The organism is Streptomyces sp. RLA123 (assembly GCF_056270165.1).
In genome coordinates, this window is record NZ_JBWDOR010000003.1 from 4,347,981 (window position 1) to 4,368,517 (window position 20,537).

At 72.1% G+C, this 20,537-nt stretch carries 18 protein-coding genes and 3 tRNA genes; 12 read left to right on the forward strand and 9 right to left on the reverse strand.

The window, feature by feature from the left end; all coding sequences use genetic code 11:
• Positions 1–55 precede the first annotated feature (55 nt).
• Together RV983_RS19800 and RV983_RS19805 are read right to left on the reverse strand one after the other, a co-directional pair.
• The gene (locus RV983_RS19800) at positions 56–1,648 is read right to left on the reverse strand and encodes an ABC transporter permease (RefSeq protein ID WP_475987093.1); all 1,593 of its coding nucleotides are present in this window, start codon (positions 1,646–1,648) and stop codon (positions 56–58) included.
• Positions 1,645–2,586, reverse strand: a complete 942-nt coding sequence (locus tag RV983_RS19805) for an ABC transporter ATP-binding protein (protein ID WP_475987094.1) — start codon at positions 2,584–2,586, stop codon at positions 1,645–1,647. The genes RV983_RS19800 and RV983_RS19805 overlap by 4 nt, the downstream gene beginning before the upstream one ends.
• A gap of 100 nt (positions 2,587–2,686) precedes the next feature.
• Here RV983_RS19805 and RV983_RS19810 point away from each other — a divergent pair, with 100 nt between their 5' ends.
• Positions 2,687–3,148, forward strand: a complete 462-nt coding sequence (locus RV983_RS19810; protein ID WP_475990382.1) for a GbsR/MarR family transcriptional regulator — start codon at positions 2,687–2,689, stop codon at positions 3,146–3,148.
• Between the two features lie 200 nt (positions 3,149–3,348).
• On the opposite strand, the gene RV983_RS19815 is transcribed toward RV983_RS19810, so the two are convergent.
• Positions 3,349–4,164, reverse strand: coding sequence for a diacylglycerol kinase family protein (locus RV983_RS19815; protein ID WP_475987095.1), 816 nt, complete (start codon positions 4,162–4,164; stop codon positions 3,349–3,351).
• Positions 4,165–4,315: 151 nt separating this feature from the next.
• On the opposite strand from RV983_RS19815, the gene RV983_RS19820 reads away from it, so the two are divergent.
• The 4 genes from RV983_RS19820 to RV983_RS19835 all read left to right on the forward strand — a co-directional run bounded on the left by RV983_RS19820 (position 4,316) and on the right by RV983_RS19835 (position 8,597).
• Positions 4,316–5,599 (forward strand): adenylosuccinate synthase, encoded by a 1,284-nt coding sequence (locus RV983_RS19820; protein WP_475987096.1) that lies wholly within the window; start codon positions 4,316–4,318, stop codon positions 5,597–5,599.
• A gap of 143 nt (positions 5,600–5,742) precedes the next feature.
• Positions 5,743–7,101, forward strand: coding sequence for an aminotransferase class III-fold pyridoxal phosphate-dependent enzyme (locus tag RV983_RS19825; protein WP_475987097.1), 1,359 nt, complete (start codon positions 5,743–5,745; stop codon positions 7,099–7,101).
• A gap of 110 nt (positions 7,102–7,211) precedes the next feature.
• On the forward strand, positions 7,212–7,898 hold the full coding sequence (locus tag RV983_RS19830; RefSeq protein ID WP_475987098.1) for a GntR family transcriptional regulator: 687 nt from the start codon (positions 7,212–7,214) through the stop codon (positions 7,896–7,898).
• Between the two features lie 45 nt (positions 7,899–7,943).
• Complete coding sequence (locus RV983_RS19835) at positions 7,944–8,597, forward strand: hypothetical protein (protein WP_475987099.1); 654 nt, start codon at positions 7,944–7,946, stop codon at positions 8,595–8,597.
• 75 nt (positions 8,598–8,672) lie between these two features.
• On the opposite strand, the gene RV983_RS19840 is transcribed toward RV983_RS19835, so the two are convergent.
• Positions 8,673–9,425, reverse strand: a complete 753-nt coding sequence (locus RV983_RS19840) for an SLATT domain-containing protein (RefSeq protein WP_475987100.1) — start codon at positions 9,423–9,425, stop codon at positions 8,673–8,675.
• Positions 9,426–9,657: 232 nt separating this feature from the next.
• On the opposite strand from RV983_RS19840, the gene purD reads away from it, so the two are divergent.
• The 4 genes from purD to RV983_RS19860 all read left to right on the forward strand — a co-directional run bounded on the left by purD (position 9,658) and on the right by RV983_RS19860 (position 15,370).
• Positions 9,658–10,908 carry a phosphoribosylamine--glycine ligase gene (gene purD, locus RV983_RS19845; protein ID WP_475987101.1) on the forward strand — a complete coding sequence of 417 codons (1,251 nt, stop codon included), beginning with the start codon at positions 9,658–9,660 and terminating at the stop codon, positions 10,906–10,908.
• Between the two features lie 189 nt (positions 10,909–11,097).
• Positions 11,098–12,774 (forward strand): hypothetical protein, encoded by a 1,677-nt coding sequence (locus tag RV983_RS19850; RefSeq protein WP_475987102.1) that lies wholly within the window; start codon positions 11,098–11,100, stop codon positions 12,772–12,774.
• 143 nt (positions 12,775–12,917) lie between these two features.
• The gene (locus tag RV983_RS19855; RefSeq protein WP_475987103.1) at positions 12,918–14,402 is read left to right on the forward strand and encodes a N,N-dimethylformamidase beta subunit family domain-containing protein; all 1,485 of its coding nucleotides are present in this window, start codon (positions 12,918–12,920) and stop codon (positions 14,400–14,402) included.
• A gap of 71 nt (positions 14,403–14,473) precedes the next feature.
• On the forward strand, positions 14,474–15,370 hold the full coding sequence (locus RV983_RS19860; RefSeq protein ID WP_475987104.1) for a phosphoribosylaminoimidazolesuccinocarboxamide synthase: 897 nt from the start codon (positions 14,474–14,476) through the stop codon (positions 15,368–15,370).
• 182 nt (positions 15,371–15,552) lie between these two features.
• Here RV983_RS19860 and RV983_RS19865 read toward each other — a convergent pair whose 3' ends face one another.
• The 5 genes from RV983_RS19865 to RV983_RS19885 form a co-directional block, all read right to left on the reverse strand.
• Complete coding sequence (locus tag RV983_RS19865; protein WP_475987105.1) at positions 15,553–15,786, reverse strand: DUF6059 family protein; 234 nt, start codon at positions 15,784–15,786, stop codon at positions 15,553–15,555.
• Between the two features lie 184 nt (positions 15,787–15,970).
• Positions 15,971–16,043: transfer RNA gene (locus tag RV983_RS19870), tRNA-Gly, on the reverse strand.
• Positions 16,044–16,396: 353 nt separating this feature from the next.
• Positions 16,397–16,469, reverse strand: a tRNA-Gly gene (locus tag RV983_RS19875).
• Positions 16,470–16,516: 47 nt separating this feature from the next.
• Positions 16,517–16,588, reverse strand: a tRNA-Gly gene (locus tag RV983_RS19880).
• A gap of 108 nt (positions 16,589–16,696) precedes the next feature.
• Positions 16,697–17,014 carry a histone-like nucleoid-structuring protein Lsr2 gene (locus RV983_RS19885; protein WP_475987106.1) on the reverse strand — a complete coding sequence of 106 codons (318 nt, stop codon included), beginning with the start codon at positions 17,012–17,014 and terminating at the stop codon, positions 16,697–16,699.
• Between the two features lie 260 nt (positions 17,015–17,274).
• Here RV983_RS19885 and purS point away from each other — a divergent pair, with 260 nt between their 5' ends.
• Genes purS through purL form a run of 3 tightly spaced genes read left to right on the forward strand, consistent with a single transcriptional unit; the run spans position 17,275 to position 20,452 of the window.
• The gene (gene purS, locus RV983_RS19890) at positions 17,275–17,520 is read left to right on the forward strand and encodes a phosphoribosylformylglycinamidine synthase subunit PurS (protein WP_475987107.1); all 246 of its coding nucleotides are present in this window, start codon (positions 17,275–17,277) and stop codon (positions 17,518–17,520) included.
• On the forward strand, positions 17,517–18,197 hold the full coding sequence (purQ, locus tag RV983_RS19895; RefSeq protein WP_475987108.1) for a phosphoribosylformylglycinamidine synthase subunit PurQ: 681 nt from the start codon (positions 17,517–17,519) through the stop codon (positions 18,195–18,197). The genes purS and purQ overlap by 4 nt, the downstream gene beginning before the upstream one ends.
• Positions 18,194–20,452, forward strand: a complete 2,259-nt coding sequence (gene purL / locus RV983_RS19900) for a phosphoribosylformylglycinamidine synthase subunit PurL (protein ID WP_475987109.1) — start codon at positions 18,194–18,196, stop codon at positions 20,450–20,452. Before purQ ends, purL begins: the two co-directional genes overlap by 4 nt.
• Positions 20,453–20,537 lie beyond the last annotated feature (85 nt).

Here is a 20,537-nt window from a genome sequence, read left to right on the forward strand (position 1 = left end):
CGCCCCCGGCCGCCCGGTCTTCCCGGGCGGCCGGGGACGCACCGCGGCCAAGACGTCATGCGGTGAGGTCCCGGCGGCGCAGGGCCGCGAGTCCGCCCGCGCCCAGGGCGAGCGCGAGCACGGTGAGGAGCACCAGAGGGCCAGGGGTGACCTCCGCGGACGGCGCTTTCGGCAGGTGCGTGAAGACCGACAGGTCCAGCACCCAGGGCGAGAGTTTCAGCGCCGGTCCGTACAGCCCGATCCCCAGGGTCAGCGAGGCCACGCCCCAACTTGCCCGCGCGGCCCCGGGCACGGCGCCGTACAGCAGGAGCGCGACCGCCGCCACGCACCACACGGCGGGCAGTTGCACCAGGGCCGCGCCGGCCAGCCGCACCATCTGATGCCCCGTTTCCCGGGTCGTCGCTCCGTAGCCGAGGCCCATGGCGAGCCCCGACACCAGCAGGAGCAGCACTGACCCGGCCGCGGCGAGAAGCGTGTGGCTCACGGCCCAGCGGACCCGGCCGACACCGGTGGCGAGGACGGGTTCGGCGCGGCCGGAGTTCTCCTCGCCCTGGAGCCGCAGGACGGCCTGGACGGCGTAGAGCGCCGCGATCATGCCCATCACGCCGCTCATCGAGGCGAGATAGGAGTCGACGAGACCCGACGCGCCGCCCATGTCCCGGATGACGTCAGCGAGTCGCTCATTGCCGCGTACGAGGTCGGTGGCCCCGTCGGCCAGGGCGCCCAGTGCGGCGCCGCCCACGGCGAAGCCGGACGCCCAGCCCCACAGGGAGCCGCGCTGCAGCCGCCAGGCCAGGCCCTGCGCGCCCCGCAGCCGTGGACCGGCCGCGGCGGGACCGGGACGGGACGGGATGAGGGAGGCGTCGATGTCCCGTCGGGCGACCAGGGCGTACGCGAGGGCGACCAGCCCTGCGACCCATGCGGCGAACAGCCCGAGCACCCACCAGCGTTCGCCGCCGTAGGGGCGTATGTTCTCGGCCCAGCCGAGCGGCGAGAGCCAGGTCAGGGTGCCGGAGCCGCCGTCCCCGGCGGCGCGCAGCAGGAAGGCGAGCCCGAGCACGGCCCCGCCGATGCCCCGGGCGGCGCGGGCACTCTCGGTGAGCTGCGCGGCGACCGCGCCGACGGCGGCGAAGGCGCAGCCCACGCCCGCGAAGGCACATCCGAAGGCAAGGGCCCCGAGCGCGCCGTGGCCGAGCAGCCCGAGCGTGACGAGGACGCCGAGTGCGGCGGAGGCCCCGAAACCGGCGGCCAAGGCGGCGGCCAGCGGTGCCCGGCGGCCGACGGCACCCGCGCCGACGAGTTCCAGCCGGCCCTCCTCCTCTTCCTCGCGGGTGTGCCGGACGACCAGGAGCACGGCCATCAGCCCGGCCGCGGCGGCGCCGAAGGCCATCGTGCGCCAGGCCGTCAGTCCGCCGATGCCGGGGTCGAAGACCGGCCCGTACAGCGCGCGGAGCGAGGCGTTGCCCGCGGTGCTCGCGGCGACCTCGGCACGTTCGGCGGCGGTGTCGTACAGCGAGCCGAAGGCCGAGGCGGTGGAGGCGACGAGCAGAGCGATCGGCACCGTCCACGCCGGGATCATGATCCGGTCGCGGCGCAGCGCGAGGCGGGTGAGCACCGCCGTCCCGGCGAGTGCGTCCTGCCGGTTCACCGCGCCGCCTCCGTCACGCCCGCGGTCTCGTTGTCCCCGGCGGCGGCGGCGACGTCGTCCGCCTCGTAGTGCCGCAGGAACAGCTCCTCCAGCGTGGGCGGCGTGCTGGTCAGGCTGCGCACTCCGGCCTCGCTCAAATGCCGCAGCACCGCGTTCAGTTCCCCCACTTCGACCTGGAGTTTCACCCGGTTCCCCCGGATGTCCAGGTCGTGCACGCCGGGCAAGGCGGCCAGGGAGCCGGCCGGCCCGGCGAGCTCGGCGGTGACCGAGGTGCGGGTGAGGTGCCGCAACTCGGCCAGGCTGCCGGTCTCGACGGTGCGTCCCTTGCGGATGATGCTCACCCGGTCGCACAGCGCCTCGACCTCGCCGAGGATGTGGCTGGACAGCAGCACCGTGCGCCCGCGGTCGCGTTCCTCCCGGACGCACTCCCGGAAGACCTCCTCCATCAGGGGGTCCAGCCCGGAGGTGGGCTCGTCGAGTATCAGCAGCTCCACATCGGAGGAGAACGCGGCGACGAGCGCGACCTTCTGCCGGTTGCCCTTCGAGTACGCGCGGCCCTTCTTCGTCGGGTCCAGCTCGAAGCGCTCCAGCAGTTGACGCCTGCGCGCCTCGTCCAGCCCGCCGCGCAGCCGCCCGAGCAGGTCGATGACCTCGCCGCCGCTGAGGTTGCGCCAGAGCGTGACGTCTCCGGGGACGTAGGCCAGGCGCCGGTGCAGTGCGACCGCGTCCCGCCACGGGTCCCCGCCGAGCAGCTGGGCGGCCCCACGGTCCGCCCGCAGCAGCCCCAGCAGAACGCGGATGGTCGTGGACTTCCCCGCCCCGTTGGGACCGAGGAAGCCGTGCACCTCGCCCGTCTCGACGGCCAGGTCCAGCCCGTCCAGTGCCTGCGTGCGGCCGAAGGACTTGTGGAGTCCGGCCACACTGATTGCCTTCGTCATGGTTCAGAACGTACAGTAATTTCATAAAGTTGTGAAGTTAAGGAACTGTATAAACTTCGGGCGGGAGGCGATAGTGGTGGCAGAGCAATCCATCGAACCGATGACGTTCGTCGAACGGTTCGCGGCGGAACTGGTCGAGGCCGGCATGCAGCGCATGGCCGCCCGCGTCTTCGCGGCACTGCTCGCCTCCGAGACCGGGATGCTCAGCGCCGCCGAGCTGGCCGAACGCCTCCAGGCCAGCCCCGCCGCGATCTCCGGCGCGGTCCGCTACCTCTCGCAGGTCGGCATGCTGACCCGCGAACGCGAGCCCGGCTCCCGGCGTGAGCGCTACCGGGTGCACAGCGACCAGTGGTACGAGACCTTCACGCGCCGCGACCGCGTCCTCGCCCGCTGGGAGGGCACCCTCCGCGACGGCATCGAGGCCGTCGGCCCCGAGACCCCCGCCGGCCGCCGCATCGCGGAGACCGCCGCCTTCTTCGACTTCCTCCAGAAGGAGATCGTCGAGCTGATGGACCGCTGGCGCGAGCACAAGTCGGAACTCCGCGAGAACGGCCTCCTCTAGCAACGTGCTTCCTGGCGAGCGTGCTGCGTCGAGGCGGGCGGTCGGATGGTGCTCCGGTGAGCGGGTCGATGCGTGCGCGGCGAGTGAGCCGAAGAGAGCGGCCGGTGTCGAAAAGGAGCGCGCGCGGAGCCTGCGAGGAACGAGCGGGCGAGCACGGTCGACTGTCGACACCGGCTGAGCGATCGAAGGCGAACCGAGCCCTAAAAAGTACGCGGCACCGTCAGCCGCCACGCCGCCGGCATCACCGTCCAGGTGCGCCGGCGGACCGGGCCCGCGCTCGCCGCGTCCGCGGTGTAGCGGAAGTCCCGCCCGGAGACGGTGACCGTACGGGCGTGCACCGGCCGGGCCGGGGCCACGCCGTCGCGGCGGACGAGGACCTCGGCGAGGCCGGGGGAGGCCATGGAGACCGACACCTCCTCGACGCAGTCGTCCAGGTCGGCCAGGACGACCCCGTCGGCCTCGACGCGCAGCCGCTGCGCGCCGCGCATGGCGAGCCCCGTGGGGTGTCCGTGCAGACTGAACGTGCGGGCCAGCGAGCGGGCGCGCCGTTCGACGGGCATCAGCCACGCCGGGGTCGCGGAGGAGATGCGCAGGGCGCCCAGCACGATGCCGCCGCTGTCGTCGAGGAGGAGGTCCAGTTCCCGTTCGGCCCCGTCGAGCACGGCCCGCGCCGCGTTCACCGCGCCGCCGGGCACGCCCAGGGCCCGGGCCAGCGCGGTGCTCCGTCCGACCGGTACCAGCCCGACGACGGCCTCGCCCAGCGTCCGCGCCGCGTGGAGCGCACGTACGGTGCGCAGCAGCGCCGCGTCGTCGCCCACCACGACCGGTCGCCGTCGCCCCCGGTGCTCAAGCGCCCGTACGGCCTCTTCCTCGGACTCCGGAAGTGCGATTTTCACAGAGGGCGATCCCCCGCACAGCACATCCTTCGCGATGCGTACGGATTCGCCGTCCATGACACGGGCGGCAGGGTCGATGACCACGAGCAGGGGCTGCCCGACCGGTCGCTGAGCCGACACCTTGGTCCTTCCTCAGGTAACATCTCGGTGCAAGAGCCCCTTGCGCTGCCTTGCGCCAGGGGCTTCGTCTATTCCGGGGCACCGGTCCGACCGCTCTCCCCGCCATGGGGAGCCACGTTGGACATGCCCCGCCCGGAAGGGGTGTACGCCTGTGCCCGCACTTGTGCTGCTCGGTGCTCAGTGGGGTGACGAGGGCAAGGGGAAGGCCACCGACCTGCTCGGTGGTTCCGTGGACTATGTGGTGCGCTACCAGGGCGGCAACAACGCCGGCCACACGGTGGTCGTCGGTGACCAGAAGTACGCGTTGCACCTTTTGCCCTCCGGAATCCTCTCGCCCGGGTGCACCCCCGTGATCGGCAACGGCGTCGTCGTCGACCCGGCGGTGCTGCTCTCCGAGCTGAGCGGGCTCAACGAGCGCGGCGTCGACACGTCCAAGCTCCTCATCAGCGGCAACGCGCACCTGATCACGCCGTACCACCAGACCCTGGACAAGGTGACGGAACGCTTCCTCGGCAAGCGCAGGATCGGCACCACCGGCCGCGGTATCGGCCCGGCGTACGCCGACAAGATCAACCGTGTGGGTATCCGGGTGCAGGACCTCTTCGACGAGTCGATCCTGCGGCAGAAGGTCGAGGCCGCGCTCCACGACAAGAACCAGGTCCTGGTCAAGATCTTCAACCGGCGGGCGATCAGCATCGACCAGGTCGTCGAGGAGTACCTGGGCTACGCCGAGCAGATCAGGGACTACGTCGCGGACACGACGTTCCTCCTCAACTCCGCCCTCGACGAGGGCAAGGTCGTCCTCCTGGAGGGCGGCCAGGGCACCCTGCTGGACGTCGACCACGGCACGTACCCCTTCGTGACGTCCTCCAACCCGACCGCGGGCGGCGCCTGCACGGGCTCGGGCATCGGTCCCACCAAGATCAGCCGGGTCATCGGCATCCTGAAGGCGTACACCACCCGCGTCGGCGCCGGTCCCTTCCCGACCGAGCTGTTCGACGAGGACGGCGCCGCCCTGCGGCGCATCGGCGGCGAGCGGGGTGTCACCACCGGTCGCGACCGCCGGTGCGGCTGGTTCGACGCGGTGATCGCCCGCTACGCGACCCGGGTCAACGGCCTCACCGACTTCTTCCTCACCAAGCTCGACGTGCTGACCGGCTGGGAGAGCATCCCGGTCTGCGTCGCGTACGAGATCGACGGCAAGCGTTTCGAGGAACTGCCGTTCAGTCAGACCGACTTCCACCACGCGAAGCCGGTCTACGAGACGCTGCCCGGCTGGAGTGAGGACATCACGAAGGCCAAGACCTTCGCCGACCTGCCGAAGAACGCGCAGGCGTACGTGAAGGCGCTGGAGGAGATGTCGGGCGCCCCGATCTCGGCCATCGGCGTCGGCCCCGGCCGGACCGAGACGATCGAGATCAACTCCTTCCTCTAGCAGCACCGCCGCACCGTGGGACCGCGGGACGGTCCCACCGGACGGAAGGGGCGGGCGCGCCGTACAACCTGTCGGCGCGCCCGCCCACCGTCATACAGGGTGCCAATGGGAGCCTGCCCGGGCGTCTGCTTAGCCTTGAGGCCATGACCCCTCCTTACGCAGACCCCGAGACCGGCGCCGCCGTGAAGGCCGCCGACCGTGCGCACGTCTTCCACTCCTGGTCGGCGCAAGGCCTGATCGACCCGCTCGCGGTCGCCGGGGCGCAGGGCGCGTACTTCTGGGACTACGACGGCAACCGCTACCTGGACTTCACCAGCGGTCTGGTGTTCACCAACATCGGGTACCAGCACCCCACGGTCGTCGCCGCGATCCAGGAGCAGGCCGCGAAGCTCGTCACCTTCGCGCCCGCCTTCGCCGTGGAGTCGCGTTCCGAGGCCGCCCGGCTGATCGCGGAGCGCACCCCCGGCGACCTGAACAAGATCTTCTTCACCAACGGCGGCGCCGAGGCCGTCGAGAACGCCGTACGGATGGCCCGGCTGCACACCGGCCGCCCCAAGGCGCTCTCCGCCTACCGCTCGTACCACGGCGGCACCTCCGCCGCGATCAACCTGACCGGTGACCCGCGCCGCTGGCCCTCCGACAGCGGCTCGGCCGGCGTCGTCCACTTCTGGGCGCCGTTCCTCTACCGCTCACCGTTCCACTCGGAGACCGAGGAGCAGGAGCGCGACCGCGCGCTCCAGCACCTGGAGGACACCATCGTCTTCGAGGGGCCGCAGACCGTCGCCGCGATCGTGCTGGAGACCGTGCCGGGCACGGCGGGCATCATGGTGCCGCCGCCCGGCTATCTCGCGGGCGTCCGCGAGATCTGCGACCGGTACGGCATCGTCCTCGTCCTGGACGAGGTCATGGCGGGCTTCGGCCGCACCGGCACGTGGTTCGCCGCGGAGCAGTTCGATGTCGTCCCCGACCTGCTGACCTTCGCCAAGGGTGTGAACTCCGGATACGTGCCGCTCGGCGGTGTCGCCATCAGCGAGGAGATCGCCGCGACCTTCGCCACCCGCCCCTACCCCGGCGGGCTGACCTACTCCGGCCACCCGCTGGCCTGCGCCGCGGCCGTCGCCACGATCCAGGTGATGGAGGACGAGGGCGTGGTGGCCCGGGCCGCTGCGCTCGGCGAGCACACCATCGGCCCCGGGCTGCGCGAACTGGCCGGGCGCCACCCTTCGGTCGGCGAGGTGCGGGGCCTGGGCGCCTTCTGGGCGCTGGAGCTCGTACGCGACCGGGAGACCCGCGAGCCGCTGGTTCCCTACAACGCGGCCGGAGAGGCCAACGCCCCGATGGCGGCGTTCGCGGCGGCCTGCAAGAAGAGCGGCCTGTGGCCGTTCGTGAACATGAACCGCACCCATGTGGTGCCCGCCTGCAACATCACCGAGGCCGAGGCCAAGGAGGGTCTCGCGCTCCTCGACGCGGCCCTGTCGGTCGCCGACGAGCACACGGTCTGAACCGGACCGGCCGCGCGTGACCTGCGCCACAGGCGCGGACCATCCGCGGCCGGGCCTCGCATAGGGTGAGGCGCATTCACGCGCACGCACATCCGAGGGAGGCACCGGGCATGCGGGATGGTGCAGATGCAGGCGGCCCCGTCAGACGGAGCAGTCTGCGCCAGCAGATCACCGACGCGCTGCGCGACGAGGTGCTCACCGGCCGCATGGTCGCCGGACGCCACTTCACCGTGAAGGAGATCGCCGAGCTGTACGGGGTCTCCGCGACCCCCGTGCGCGAGGCGCTGGTCGACCTCGCCGCGCAGGGGCTGCTCGAGGTCGAGCACCACCGCGGCTTCCAGGTGCGCCGCTTCACCGACTCCGAGTTCCGCTCCATGGTGGGGGCCCGCACCCTGGTCGTGGAGGGCATTTTCCGCCGCATCGCCGCGCGCGGTATGCGCGAGGTCGAACCCGCCGCTCTCGCCTCCGTGCGCCGCCGGGCCGAGGCCGCGGCGCCGGCCGCCCGCGCCGGTGAGCTGGACGTGCTCATCGGCCATGACATCCGCTTCTGGCGCGAGCTGTCCGCACTGGCCGGCAACGCCCATGTCGCCGACTTCCTGGACCGCATCCGCATGCAGACCTGGGCGTACGAGGTGCCCTTCCTGCGCGCCCGGGCGTCCCTGGAGGGCGTCTGCTGGGCGGACCACGTGGAACTGGTGGGTGCCGTCGAGGAGCGTGATCCGGAGACCGCCCAGCGGATCATGGAGGAATTCAACGACCACTCTCTCGGGCTGATGCGTCGGCCCTCCGGGCCCTAGCCCACTACGCTGGCCCGACGACGCACGGAAGGACTTGGAGCGCCTGTGGCCTGCGACTTGTGGCTGGTTCCCCTGGTGGACGTGCTCTGCCACAGCCCGGACAACCCGTTCGCCGAGGAAATCGCCCGCTACGACAAGGCACTGAGCGACGCCGGTCTGCCGCCGGTGCCCGTCTACAGCTACATGCCGGGCCTGTCCGGCGATGTGGCGCCGGTCGCCGGATTCGACTACGACGCACTGCACTTCCTGCGCCGTGCGTACCTGCTCCACATCCAGGGCCTGGCCGTCACCCCCGTCGACGAACTCGGCGGGGACTACGAGCAGTTGCTGGAGATGTTCGAGGCCACCGCGCAGCAGTCGCACCTGGTGTGGCACTACGACCACGCCGGCGCATACGTGCCGCTGGACTTCCCCTCCCCCCTGGTCGACGACGAACTACTGGAGGGCGGCGGCCCCCTGGGATCGGCCCACGGGCTGCTGCGCGAGCTGGGCTTCGTGGCGCCGGTCATCGGCATCGACCCGCTCAATCCGCCGCCCCCGCCCCTGCCGCCGGCCGGGCCCACCGAGCTGGAGGAGCCGGCCGCCGCGCCCGCTTCCGGCGACGGCAGCCCCTTCGCACGGGAACGACACGTGTGGCTGGGGCTGCACGCGGCGGCCACCCGATCGCTCGGCCAGGGCTCGATGATCGTCTTCAGCTGAGGCGTGTGCGAAAGTCCCTCCCCGGCGGTGGATGGGGGAGCCATGGGCCGCCTTCCGGGCGCCTCAGGGTGCCGTTCAGCCGGCGCGGGGCCCCTCCGGGGGCCGCTGGCGCGGCATGTTGGGCCGGCCGCCCGGCAGCAGCGGGAACCGCCCGCCGGTGCCGGGCGTACCGCTCTCCGGGCTCCGCGCGCCCCATCCCCAGGTCAGGGACTGCGTGCGCAGGGGGGCGCCGCCGGCCCGGAAGTCCAGCATCCAGTCGGCGGTCTCGGACCGTACGAGCTCCGAGACGTCCTCGGAGAACCGGCGCAGCACCGTCAGGCAGCGCTCGGCCGCCTCGGCCGCGGTGCCCTCGGCGGGGCCGAGCACCTCGCGCACGGACTCCGAGGCCCAGTCGTAGCGCAGCGCCTCCAGACGGCGCTGGACGGCCTGGGCGGTGGCCACGTCGCGCATCCACCCGGCGGTCAGGCCGAGGTGACGGTCGAGGCCGACGCAGACGACGGCCAGCAGCAGCGCGGCGTACGCCCAGCGGTCGCGCACCCCCGCGCCGGTCACGGCGACCACGGCCCCGGAGGTCGCGGCCAGCGCGGCCGCGACCCGCAGCCCCCTGGCCCACAGCCGCTTGCGCACGCGGTCGGCGAGGTACCACTCGACCGTGCGCAGCGCCTCCGCCTCGGCCCAGCGGTAGAGCTCCTCCAGCCGTTCCGCCGGCTCACCCCAGTCGCCCAGCGGGAACGAGGGTGCCCGCAGGTCCTCCCGCTGCCGGTGGAGCGCCCGCCGTTTCGGTTCCTCCCGAGGTACTTCCTCGGGATACATGTCCGGCTGGCTCACCTGCACGCTCCCTCGTGACGTCGATGACGGAGCCCCCTTCTTACCGCCGAACGGCTGAGCTTGCGAAGTGGACGGCGGTAATTCCGCCCTTACGGGGCGGTTGATCAGGTATGGGGTCCCGCAGGCAGCACCCGATCGAGTGACGCCGCGGGTGCCGGGCGGCAGGCCCGGTGTGCGGCCGGTAAGGGGAGGGGCACGGGGGTGCCCATCCCCAGCCGATACCCTTGGCGCCGTGAACGTCCTTGTCATCGGCGGCGGTGCCCGCGAACATGCCCTGTGCCGCGCTCTGTCCCTCGACCCCGACGTGGCGGCGCTGCACTGCGCCCCCGGGAACGCCGGCATCGCCGAGGTGGCGCAACTGCACGCGGTGGACCCCATGGACGGGGACGCGGTCGCGGAACTCGCGACCCGGCTGGCGGCCGACTTCGTGATCGTCGGCCCCGAGGCCCCGCTCGTGGCCGGGGTCGCGGACGCGGTGCGCGCCCGGGGCATCGACTGCTTCGGCCCCTCGCGGGAGGCGGCGGCCCTGGAGGGCTCCAAGGCGTTCGCCAAGGACGTGATGGCCGCGGCCGCCGTGCCCACCGCGCGCGCGTACGTGTGCACCACCCCCGCCGAGGTGGACGAGGCGCTGGACGCCTTCGGCGCCCCGTACGTCGTCAAGGACGACGGCCTGGCGGCGGGCAAGGGCGTCGTCGTGACCGACGACCTGGAGGCCGCGCGGGCGCACGCCATCGCCTGCGGGCGGGCCGTGATCGAGGAATACCTGGACGGCCCCGAGGTCTCGCTCTTCGCCGTCACGGACGGCGAGACCGTCGTCGCGCTCCAGCCCGCGCAGGACTTCAAGCGGGCCCATGACGCGGACGAGGGCCCCAACACCGGCGGCATGGGCGCGTACAGCCCGCTGCCGTGGGCCGATCCGCGGCTGGTCGAGGAGGTGGAGCGCACGGTGCTCCAGCCGACCGTCGACGAACTGCGCCGCCGCGGCACCCCCTTCTCCGGGCTGCTGTACGCGGGCCTGGCCATCACCTCGCGCGGTGTGCGGGTCATCGAGTTCAACGCGCGCTTCGGCGACCCGGAGGCGCAGGTCGTGCTGGCCCGGCTCAAGACCCCGCTGGCGGGGCTGCTGCGCGCGGCGGCGACCGGCCGGCTGGCCGCCTTCCCGGCGCTGCGCTGGAGCGAGGGCGCGGCGGTGACGGTCGTGGTGGCGTCCGAGAACTACCCCGGCACGCCGCGCACCGGTGACCCGATCACCGGCCTGGACGAGGTGGCCGCCGAGGACGAGCACGCCTACGTGCTGCACGCGGGCACCACGGCGGACGCCGACGGCCGGGTGGTGAGCGCGGGAGGCCGCGTTCTGTCGGTGACGGCGACCGGCGCGGATCTGGCCAAGGCCCGTGAGCGGGCGTACCGGGCGGTGGCCCGGATCGGGCTGAAGGGCTCGCACCATCGTTCGGATATCGCGGAAAAGGCCGCCAGGGGCTGAACCCTGGGCAAGGCCACTCCAAGGGGTGATGGCTTGACCATCCTGCTGACGTGAGCCCGGGGCCCAACTAGGGTGCGGCGCAAGCGCACTGCGAGAGCACACGACCACCGCACAATCGGCCCTACCGGCATTGCGGTGTCGGTGGGCGGTGCGACAGTGGGGGCATGCAGTCGCGTCAGCAGCTTGGGGGTGAGCACACCGTTGGCCGGGGAAGCAGGTGAAGGAGTCGCGCGGGCACGCGCGCTGGCCGTCCTGCGTATTCGCAGCACCGCGCTGGCGGTGGCATTGCTGCCCGCCGCGCTGGCGGTGGTGCTGCTGGTCGGCGGCGCGACGGGCCGGATCGTCGGCGAGACCTCGGACATCCTGCGCTGGCTGGTTGTCGCGGGCGCGCTGCTCGTGCTGCTGCTCGCGGGCGGCGTCGCGGCCGTCGTCGTCCGGGCGAGACCGGCTGTGAGCCCCACGGTCCCGGTCGCCGAGAAGTCCGCCCCCGACCTCCACCGCATGGTGCGGGACCTGGCGGTGCGCCTTCAGGTGCCGGTGCCCTCCGCGATAGAACTGACCCCGGACTGCGACAGCTGGCTGGAGGACCGCACCCACGGCACGCGGCGCAAGGCCCCGCCGCAGGCCCCGGCCCTCGTGATCGGCTCGCCCTTCATGTGGTGGATGCGGGTCGCCGAGCTCCGGGCGCTGCTCGCCCCGGTCGTGGCGGGCACGGGCCCCGCGGCCGATCCGGACATCGCCGCGGCCCGCCGCTTCGTGCGCGGGCTGGACGCGGCGGCCGGGGTGGCCACGGCCGCCTACGAGCCCTCGCTCACCGGATGGATACGCCGGCCCGCGTACGCGTTCCTCGGCTGGGTCGCCAAGCTGCTGCTGCGCGGCTGCCAGGTGCATGCCGCGGAGATGGAGCGCGCGGTGGCCGGCGCCGCCTCGGAGCGGGCCCAGGCGGTCGACTACGGACTGCGCATCGTGGCCCAGGAGCAGGTGGGCCTCGCCTACGCGGGCTGGGACCGGCTGCTGACCCGTGTGGCGCTTCCGGCCTGGCGGATGGGGCGCTGGCCGTCCCGGCTGGACGCGGGCGTGGTGGCGGCGCTGACCGAGCTGTCGCGGCGGGACAGGCTGGCCGAGGGCTTCGAGTCGCGGCTGGGCGAGCGTCCCGCGTGCGACCTGCTGGAGGAACCGGGCACCGTCGACGAGGCCGCCTCGCTGCTGGCGGCGCGGCTGTTCCACGGCGGTCCGCGGCGGCAGGGCCCCGACTGGTCGCCGGTCGCCTGGGACACCTATCCCGAAGAGGTCGTGGACCGCATCTGGCGCAGCGACGCGGCCCGTCTGATCACGGTCCTCGACGAGGCGCACGATCCGGCGGGGGCGCTCGGGCCCCGTCGTATATCCGTCCCCACGGGTGCCGCGGGCCTGCCCGGCACCCCCGACCAGCCCGGCCGCGCGACCCTGGCCCGGGTGATGGACCGGCTGTCGGCGGGCGGCAGCGAGGAGCTGGCAGCCCGGATCACCCGGCACGTGGCCCGTGAGGAGGCCGCGCGGGAGGAGACCACCCGCGAGGAGGCCGCCGCCCAGGCCGCCGTGGACGGCGCGTTCGCCCCCGTCTACCACCTGTTGCCGCCCCGCACCGGCCGGGAGCTGCTCACCGATCACGTCACGGCGATGGTCTGCTGCGCCGCCGTGGACACCGCGGGCGCGGCCCCCGGCCTGGACTGGCTGGACGGCCCGGCCCTGCTGGTCGGCGGGGTCCGCCGGGGCGACCTGTCCTGGCCGGTGCTCCGCCTCGTGGAGAACGGGGACGCGGCCCCGCTGCGCTCCTGGCTCACGGCTGTGGGCGTACGCCCCGAGAAGCCGATACGGCTCGTCTGACCGGGAGTTGACCGGATGTGTCCCGTCGCCGTGAATCCCTTCCAATAAAACGCCACGAACAGTGACCGGGGCAGCGCATTGTGTGATGTCCTGGACCTGGGCACGCGTACACCACCTCGGGGGACGGCGAGGAGGGGAAAATCGTGGTGAGGGAGCAGGTCCACCGCTGGCAGTCAGGAGCGTTGGCACACGGCGTCACCGACCCGTTCGGGCAGGGCCCGGTGCCCTGGCTGCGCGGGGCCGAGCAGTATCTGGACGACACCGGACAGGTGGTCCCCTGGTATGTCGATCTGACCGCGTCCCGCGGCGAGTCACACGGGGCGCCGCGCGTCCCGGGACCCCGTTCCGCGGACGATGTCCGCTGTCAGATCAAGGGCTTCGCCACCGGCGCCTCCGTGGCCCCGGGCGGCGCCATCGACTTCCGTGTCACCGTCGACCCGCCGCAGAACTACAACGTCGACGTGTACCGCATCGGCCACTACGGCGGCGACGGCGCAGCCCAGGTGGGCACCAGCCCACGGCTGTCCGGCATCGTGCAGCCGGCGCCGCTCACCGCCGGGCGCACGGTCTCCTGCCACCACTGGTGGCAGTCCTGGCGGCTGCAGATCCCCTCCCAGTGGAATCCGGGCGCCTATGTGGCCGTGCTGACCACGCAGGACGGCTATCGCAGCCACATCCCCTTCACCGTGCGTGACGACCGGCCGGCCGATCTGCTCCTGCTGCTGCCGGACGTGACCTGGCAGGCGTACAACCTCTACCCCGAGAACGGCCGGACGGGCGCCAGCCTCTACCACGCCTGGGACGAGCAGGGCCGGCTGCTCGGCGAGGCGGAGGCCGCGGTCACGGTCTCCTTCGACAGGCCGTACGCGGGCGCCGGGCTTCCGCTGCACGTGGGCCACGCCTACGACTTCATCCGGTGGGCGGAGCGCTACGGCTACGACCTGGCCTACGCCGACGCCCGTGACCTGCACGCCGGCAGGATCGATCCTTCCCGCTACCGGGGAATGGTCTTTCCCGGCCACGACGAGTACTGGACCGTCCCCATGCGGCGCGCCGTCGAGGCCGCCCGGGACGGCGGCACCTCGCTGGTCTTCCTCTCCGCCAACACCATGTACTGGCAGACCGAGCTGGGCCCGTCCCCGGCCGGCGACCCCGACCGGCTGCTCAGCTGCCGCAAGCGCCGGGACGCGCCGCCCGGCCGCAGCGCGCTGTGGCGGGACATGGGCGAGCCCGAGCAACTGGTGATGGGCGTGCAGTACGCGGGCCGGGTGCCCGAGCCTTCACCGCTGGTGGTGCGCAACGCCGACCACTGGCTGTGGGAGGCCGCCGGGGCCGGGGAGGGCGACGAGATCGAGGGCCTGGTCGCCGGCGAGGCGGACCGCTACTTCCCGCGCACCCAACTGCCCGGTTACACCGAGCGCATCCTGCTCGCGCACTCCCCGTACGAGGACTCCGCCGGCCGCCGGGCGCACCAGGAGACCTCCTTGTACCGGGCGCCGTCCGGGGCGTACGTCTTCGCCTCCGGGACCTTCGCCTGGTCCCCCGCGCTGGACCGCCCCGGCCATGTCGACGAGCGTGTGCAGCGCGCCACCGCCAATCTCCTGGACCGCATCTGCAAACACGGCTGACACCCCGCGTCGCGCCTGCGGGGGTGGCGTGCGGGAGAATCGGGAGCCGAACCACCGATCGGGGAGGCCCCATGTCCGGATTCGTCGAGAAGCCCGAGCCCGTGCAGGTACCCGGGCTCGTGCACCTGCACACCGGCAAGGTGCGCGATCTGTACCAGAACGACGCCGGCGAGCTGGTGATGGTCGCCAGCGACCGGCTCTCCGCGTACGACTGGGTGCTGCCTACCGAGATCCCGGACAAGGGCCGCGTCCTGACCCAGTTGTCCCTGTGGTGGTTCGACAGGATCGCCGACCTTGTGCCGCACCATGTGCTCTCCACCGAACTCCCCGCGGGCGCCCCGCCCGAGTGGGAGGGCCGCACCACGGTGTGCAAGTCGCTGAGCATGGTCCCGGTCGAGTGCGTCGCCCGCGGCTACCTGACCGGTTCGGGTCTGCTGGAGTACCAGGCCGACCGCACGGTGTGCGGGGTGGCGCTGCCCGAGGGACTGTCCGACGGTTCCGAGCTGCCCGCGGCGATCTTCACTCCCGCCACCAAGGCCGCGGTCGGCGAGCACGACGAGAACGTCAGCTACGAGGAGGTCGCCCGCCAGGTCGGTGCCGACACCGCCGCCGCGCTCCGCCAGGCGACCCTCGCGGTCTACTCGCGGGCCCGCGACATCGCCCGGGAGCGCGGCATCATCCTGGCCGACACGAAGTTCGAGTTCGGCTTCGAGGGCGAGACGCTGACCATCGCCGACGAGGTGCTGACGCCCGACTCGTCCCGTTTCTGGCCGGTCGACGAGTGGGAGCCGGGCCGGGCTCAGCCGAGCTACGACAAGCAGATCGTGCGCAACTGGCTGACCTCCGCCGAGTCCGGCTGGGACCGGCGCAGCGAGCAGCCCCCGCCGGCCCTCCCGCCGCACGTCGTGGAGCGCACCCGGACCCGGTACATCGAGGCGTACGAGCGCCTCACGGGCCTGAGCTGGTAGCCACCCGCCTCGCGGCGACGCGGGCCCCGGCCTTCACGGCCGGGGCCCGCTGCCGTTCCGGCGCCGGCCGGTCCGAGGCCGGTCCGGGTCGGCCCGTTCTTCTGTCCACAGCCTGTGGACAGAAGAACGGCCCGGACCTACGCGGCGTCACCGATGTGGCGTTCACGGGCTTTCGGCGCCCTTCAGCCGGCCGGCCCGAGCCGTAGTTCGCGGGCCAGCGACCGCTCCAGGGGACTCAGCGGCACCTCGGGACACAGGCGTTCCGGATGCCCGGGCGGCAGCCCGTCCCGGCGAGCGGCCTGCTGCCGCCGGTCGACCGCGAAGTACAGCTCGCCCAGCGCGACCAGCTCCCTGGCGACGACCCGGCCCACGGCCCGTACGGCCTCGCCGACGGCCGCCCGGAGGGACTTGCGCATAGGGGTGACCTCCTGATCGGGCACCCCGGCCGAGGTCGGTGGCCGGGGTGCGGTGCCGTCAGGATCGGCGCCGCGCCACGGCGGCCGCCCCCGACACGCTCGGGCGGGGCGCCGCGTCCCCCTCCCGGATCTTCCCGGGAACGCAAGAAGGCCCCGGTCCGAGGACCGGGGCCTTCTTTTCACGAGCGGACGACGAGGCTCGAACTCGCGACCTCAACCTTGGCAAGGTTGCGCTCTACCAACTGAGCTACGTCCGCATGCGCCGCGCGTTCCCGTGCGGTGCGTCCTCCACTATAGCCAACCCGGGGAGTGCCCGGCACGCACCACGCCCTGTCCCTTTGCCGTGGCGTGTCGCGCCGGCCGTCGCGGCGGGCCCCGCCCCCACCGCGCCGCCGTCCCGCGCGCGGATGCGGAAGGCCAATTCCCCAGCCCGGCAAGGGTCTCGGGCCGGCGCCCGGGCGTGGTCCGGCGGATTCGCGCGGCCGCTCCCGCCCGATGCCGATGGCCTGTCCCGCCGCGATGTGGGGACGGTCACAAAGGCGCGGGCCCCGGGAAAGGCGCACGCATACGAAGAAGGCCCCGGTCGAATGACCGGGGCCTTCTTTTCACGAGCGGACGACGAGATTCGAACTCGCGACCCTCACCTTGGCAAGGTGATGCTCTACCAACTGAGCCACGTCCGCAGGACGCGACCACTCTACCTGATCGTGAAGACCGGTCGAGCAGTCAGAGCGGGTGACAGGGATCGCACACTGCGCCTTCCTCCTGGAAGGAGGATGTTCTACTACTGAACTACACCCGCGTGATCCGTGAGCCCGGCCTTTCGGCCCTGCCCTCGGCGCGCTTCTGACTCTAGCGGATCAACAGGGGTGGCTGTCCAATCCGTTCGGCCAGGGGCCGGCCGCGGACATCAGTTGGCGGCGGCGTGCGCCTCGTAGACCTTCTTCGGAATGCGGCCGCGCGGCGGCACGTCGAAGCCGTTGGAACGCGCCCAGGCGCGGACGGTGGCCGGGTCGGAGGTCAGAGCGGTGTGCTTGTAGGTCTTGCCGAGCCGGCTGTGGCGGCGTCCGGCCTCGACGTACGGCGCGAGTGCGGTGCGGAGCCGGTCGGCGTTCCCGGAGGAGAGATCGATCTCGTACGACTTCCCGTCGAGGCCGAAAGTGACCGTTTCCGCTGCTTCACCGCCGTCGAGGTCGTCGGAGAGGGTGACCACTACGCGCTGCGCCATGGATGCCGGTCCTTTCATGGAGAAGGCTGGGAACCTGCCTTGGCACCGTTGTTCTACCGAAGTCGGCGGCCCGGGGTCAATGCTTTCCCTTTTTACATCCTGAAATCTTTTCCCCGGAGCGCACCCGGAGAATTTCTCCGGGTGTCCCAGGGCAATCCGGTCACCCGATATTCCCGGACCATTCCGGCCTATCTACCCGCGTAGACTTTCTGGCAGGGTACGGTTGGGGACATCACCGCAGCAGACCACCGGGAGTGACCGTGGCACGCGTCGTAGTCGACGTCATGCTCAAGCCGGAGATCCTCGACCCGCAGGGCCAGGCGGTGCAGCGTGCGCTGCCGCGCCTGGGGTTCGAGGGAATCACCGACGTCCGCCAGGGCAAGCGTTTTGAGCTCGAACTGGAGGGTCCCGTCGACGACGCCGCCCTCGCCCGTATCCGCGAGATGGCCGAGACCTTCCTCGCCAACACCGTGATCGAGGACTTCAGCGTGAAGGTGGAGTCGTGACGGCACGCATCGGCGTCGTCACCTTCCCCGGCACGCTGGACGACCGGGACACCCAGCGCGCCGTGCGCCTGGCCGGCGCCGAACCGGTCGCGCTCTGGCACCGCGACAAGGATCTGCACCAGGTCGACGCGGTCGTCCTCCCGGGCGGATTCAGTTACGGCGACTATCTGCGCGCGGGGGCGATTTCCCGCTTCTCGCCCGTCATGGACTCGATCATCGCGGGCGCCAAGGACGGCCTTCCGGTCCTGGGTATCTGCAACGGCTTCCAGGTGCTCACCGAGACGCATCTCCTGCCGGGCGCGATGTTGCGCAACAATCACCTGCACTTCATCTGCCGGGACCAGAAGCTGGTCGTCGAGAACAACACGACCTCGTGGACCGCGGATTACGAGCAGGGCCAGGAGATCAGCGTCCCGCTGAAGAACATCGACGGCCGCTACGTCGCCGACGAGCATGTCCTGGACGAGCTGGAGGCGGAAGGCCGCGTGGTGTTCCGCTACGCCGGCCTGAATCCCAACGGCTCGCTGCGCGACATCGCGGGCGTCACCAACGCCGCGGGCAATGTCGTCGGCCTGATGCCGCACCCGGAGCACGCGGTGGAGTCCCTCATCGGGACGGGGCGCACCGACGGCCTCGGATTCTTCACCTCGATCCTCAAGAAGCTGGTCACCGCATGAGCCGCACTCCTCTGGACACGGTCGAGCACGCGGCCGTGACCCCCGACGTCGAACTGCCCTGGGCCGAACTCGGACTGAAGAAGGACGAGTACGAGCGCGTCGTCGAGATCCTCGGCCGTCGTCCCACGGGCGCCGAACTCGCCATGTACTCGGTGATGTGGTCCGAGCACTGTTCGTACAAGTCCTCGAAGGTCCACCTCCGCCAGTTCGGCGAGAAGGCCCCGCAGTCGGACGCCCTCCTCGTCGGTATCGGCGAGAACGCCGGCGTCGTCGACGTCGGCCAGGGCTACGCCGTCACCTTCAAGGTCGAGTCGCACAACCACCCCTCGTACGTCGAGCCCTACCAGGGCGCGGCCACCGGCGTGGGCGGCATCGTGCGCGACATCATCGCGATGGGCGCGCGGCCGGTCGCGGTCGTCGACCCGCTGCGCTTCGGCGCCGCCGACCACCCCGACACCAAGCGCGTCCTGCCCGGCGTCGTCGCGGGCATCGGCGGCTACGGCAACTGCCTGGGGCTGCCCAACATCGGCGGCGAGGTCGTCTTCGACGCCTGCTACCAGGGCAACCCGCTGGTCAACGCCGGTGCGATCGGCGTCATGCGGCACGAGGACATCCACCTGGCGAAGGCGTCCGGCGCGGGCAACAAGGTCATCCTCTACGGGGCCCGCACGGGCGGCGACGGCATCGGCGGCGCCTCCATCCTGGCCTCCGAGACCTTCGACGACGCCAAGCCGTCGAAGCGTCCGGCCGTCCAGGTCGGCGACCCCTTCCAGGAGAAGCTGCTCATCGAGAGCACCCTGGAGGCCTTCCGGGAGAAGCTCGTCGTCGGCATCCAGGACCTCGGCGCCGCCGGACTGTCCTGTGCCACCTCCGAGCTCGCCTCCAACGGTTCCGGCGGCATGCGCGTCACCCTCGACGACGTACCGCTGCGCGACTCCACGCTCTCGCCCGAGGAGATCCTCATGAGCGAGTCGCAGGAACGCATGTGCGCGGTCGTCGAGCCGGAGAAGGTCGCCCGCTTCCTGGAGATCTGCGAGAAGTGGGACGTCATCGCGACCGTCATCGGTGAGGTCACCGACGGCGACCGGCTGGAGATCTACTGGCACGGCGGCAAGATCGTCGATGTCGACCCGCGCACCGTCGCCCACGAGGGCCCGGTCTACGAGCGCCCCTACGCCCGTCCGTCGTGGCAGGACGCGCTCCAGGCGGACGACGCGAACAAGCTGCCCCGCCCGGCGACGAGCGAGGAGCTGAGGGACCAGGTCATGCGACTGGTCGCCTCCCCGAACCAGGCCTCCAAGTCCTGGATCACCTCCCAGTACGACCACTTCGTGCAGGGCAACACCGTGCTGGCCATGCCCGAGGACTCGGGCATGATCCGCGTCGACGAGGAGACCGGGCTCGGCGTCGCCATCGCCACGGACGGAAACGGCCGCTACGCGAAGCTCGACCCGTACACGGGCGCGCAGCTCGCGCTCGCCGAGGCCTACCGCAACGTCGCGACGACCGGTGCCAAGCCGCTCGCCGTCTCCGACTGCCTGAACTTCGGCTCGCCCGAGGACCCCGCCGTCATGTGGCAGTTCGCGGAGGCCGTCCGCGGCCTCGCGGACGGCTGCCTGCAGCTGGGCACGCCGGTGACCGGCGGCAACGTCTCGCTGTACAACCAGACCGGGGACGTGGCCATCCACCCGACGCCGGTGGTCGCCGTACTCGGTGTCATCGACGACGTCGCCCGCCGCACGCCGGTGGCGTTCCGGGAGACCGGCCAGCTCCTGTACCTCCTCGGCGACACCCGTGAGGAGTTCGGCGGCTCGGCCTGGTCCCAGGTCGTCCACGACCACCTCGGCGGGCTGCCCCCGAAGGTCGACCTGGAGCGCGAGAGGCTGCTCGGCGAGATCCTGATCTCGGGCTCCCGGGACGGCATGATCGACGCCGCCCACGACCTGTCCGACGGCGGGCTGGTGCAGGCCGTGGTCGAGTCCTGCCTGCGCGGCGGGAACGGCGCGCGGCTCGTGGTGCCGGACGGCCTGGACCCGTTCGTGTTCCTGTTCTCCGAGTCCGCCGGCCGGGCGATCGTCGCGGTCCCGCGCAGCGAGGAGCTCCGCTTCACCGACATGTGCGGAGCGCGCGGTCTGCCCGCGGTGCGCATCGGTGTCGTGGACGGCGAATCGGTCGAGATCCAGGGGCAGTTCACGATCGGGCTGGACGAGCTGCGTACGGCGCACGAGGACACGATCCCGGCGCTGCTGGGCTGATCACGCGGCGCTGCCGACGCACCCCCGTGCCGCTGGGCGCGGGGGTGCGTTGACCTTTTGGTCACCGTGCGCACGACCGGCCGGG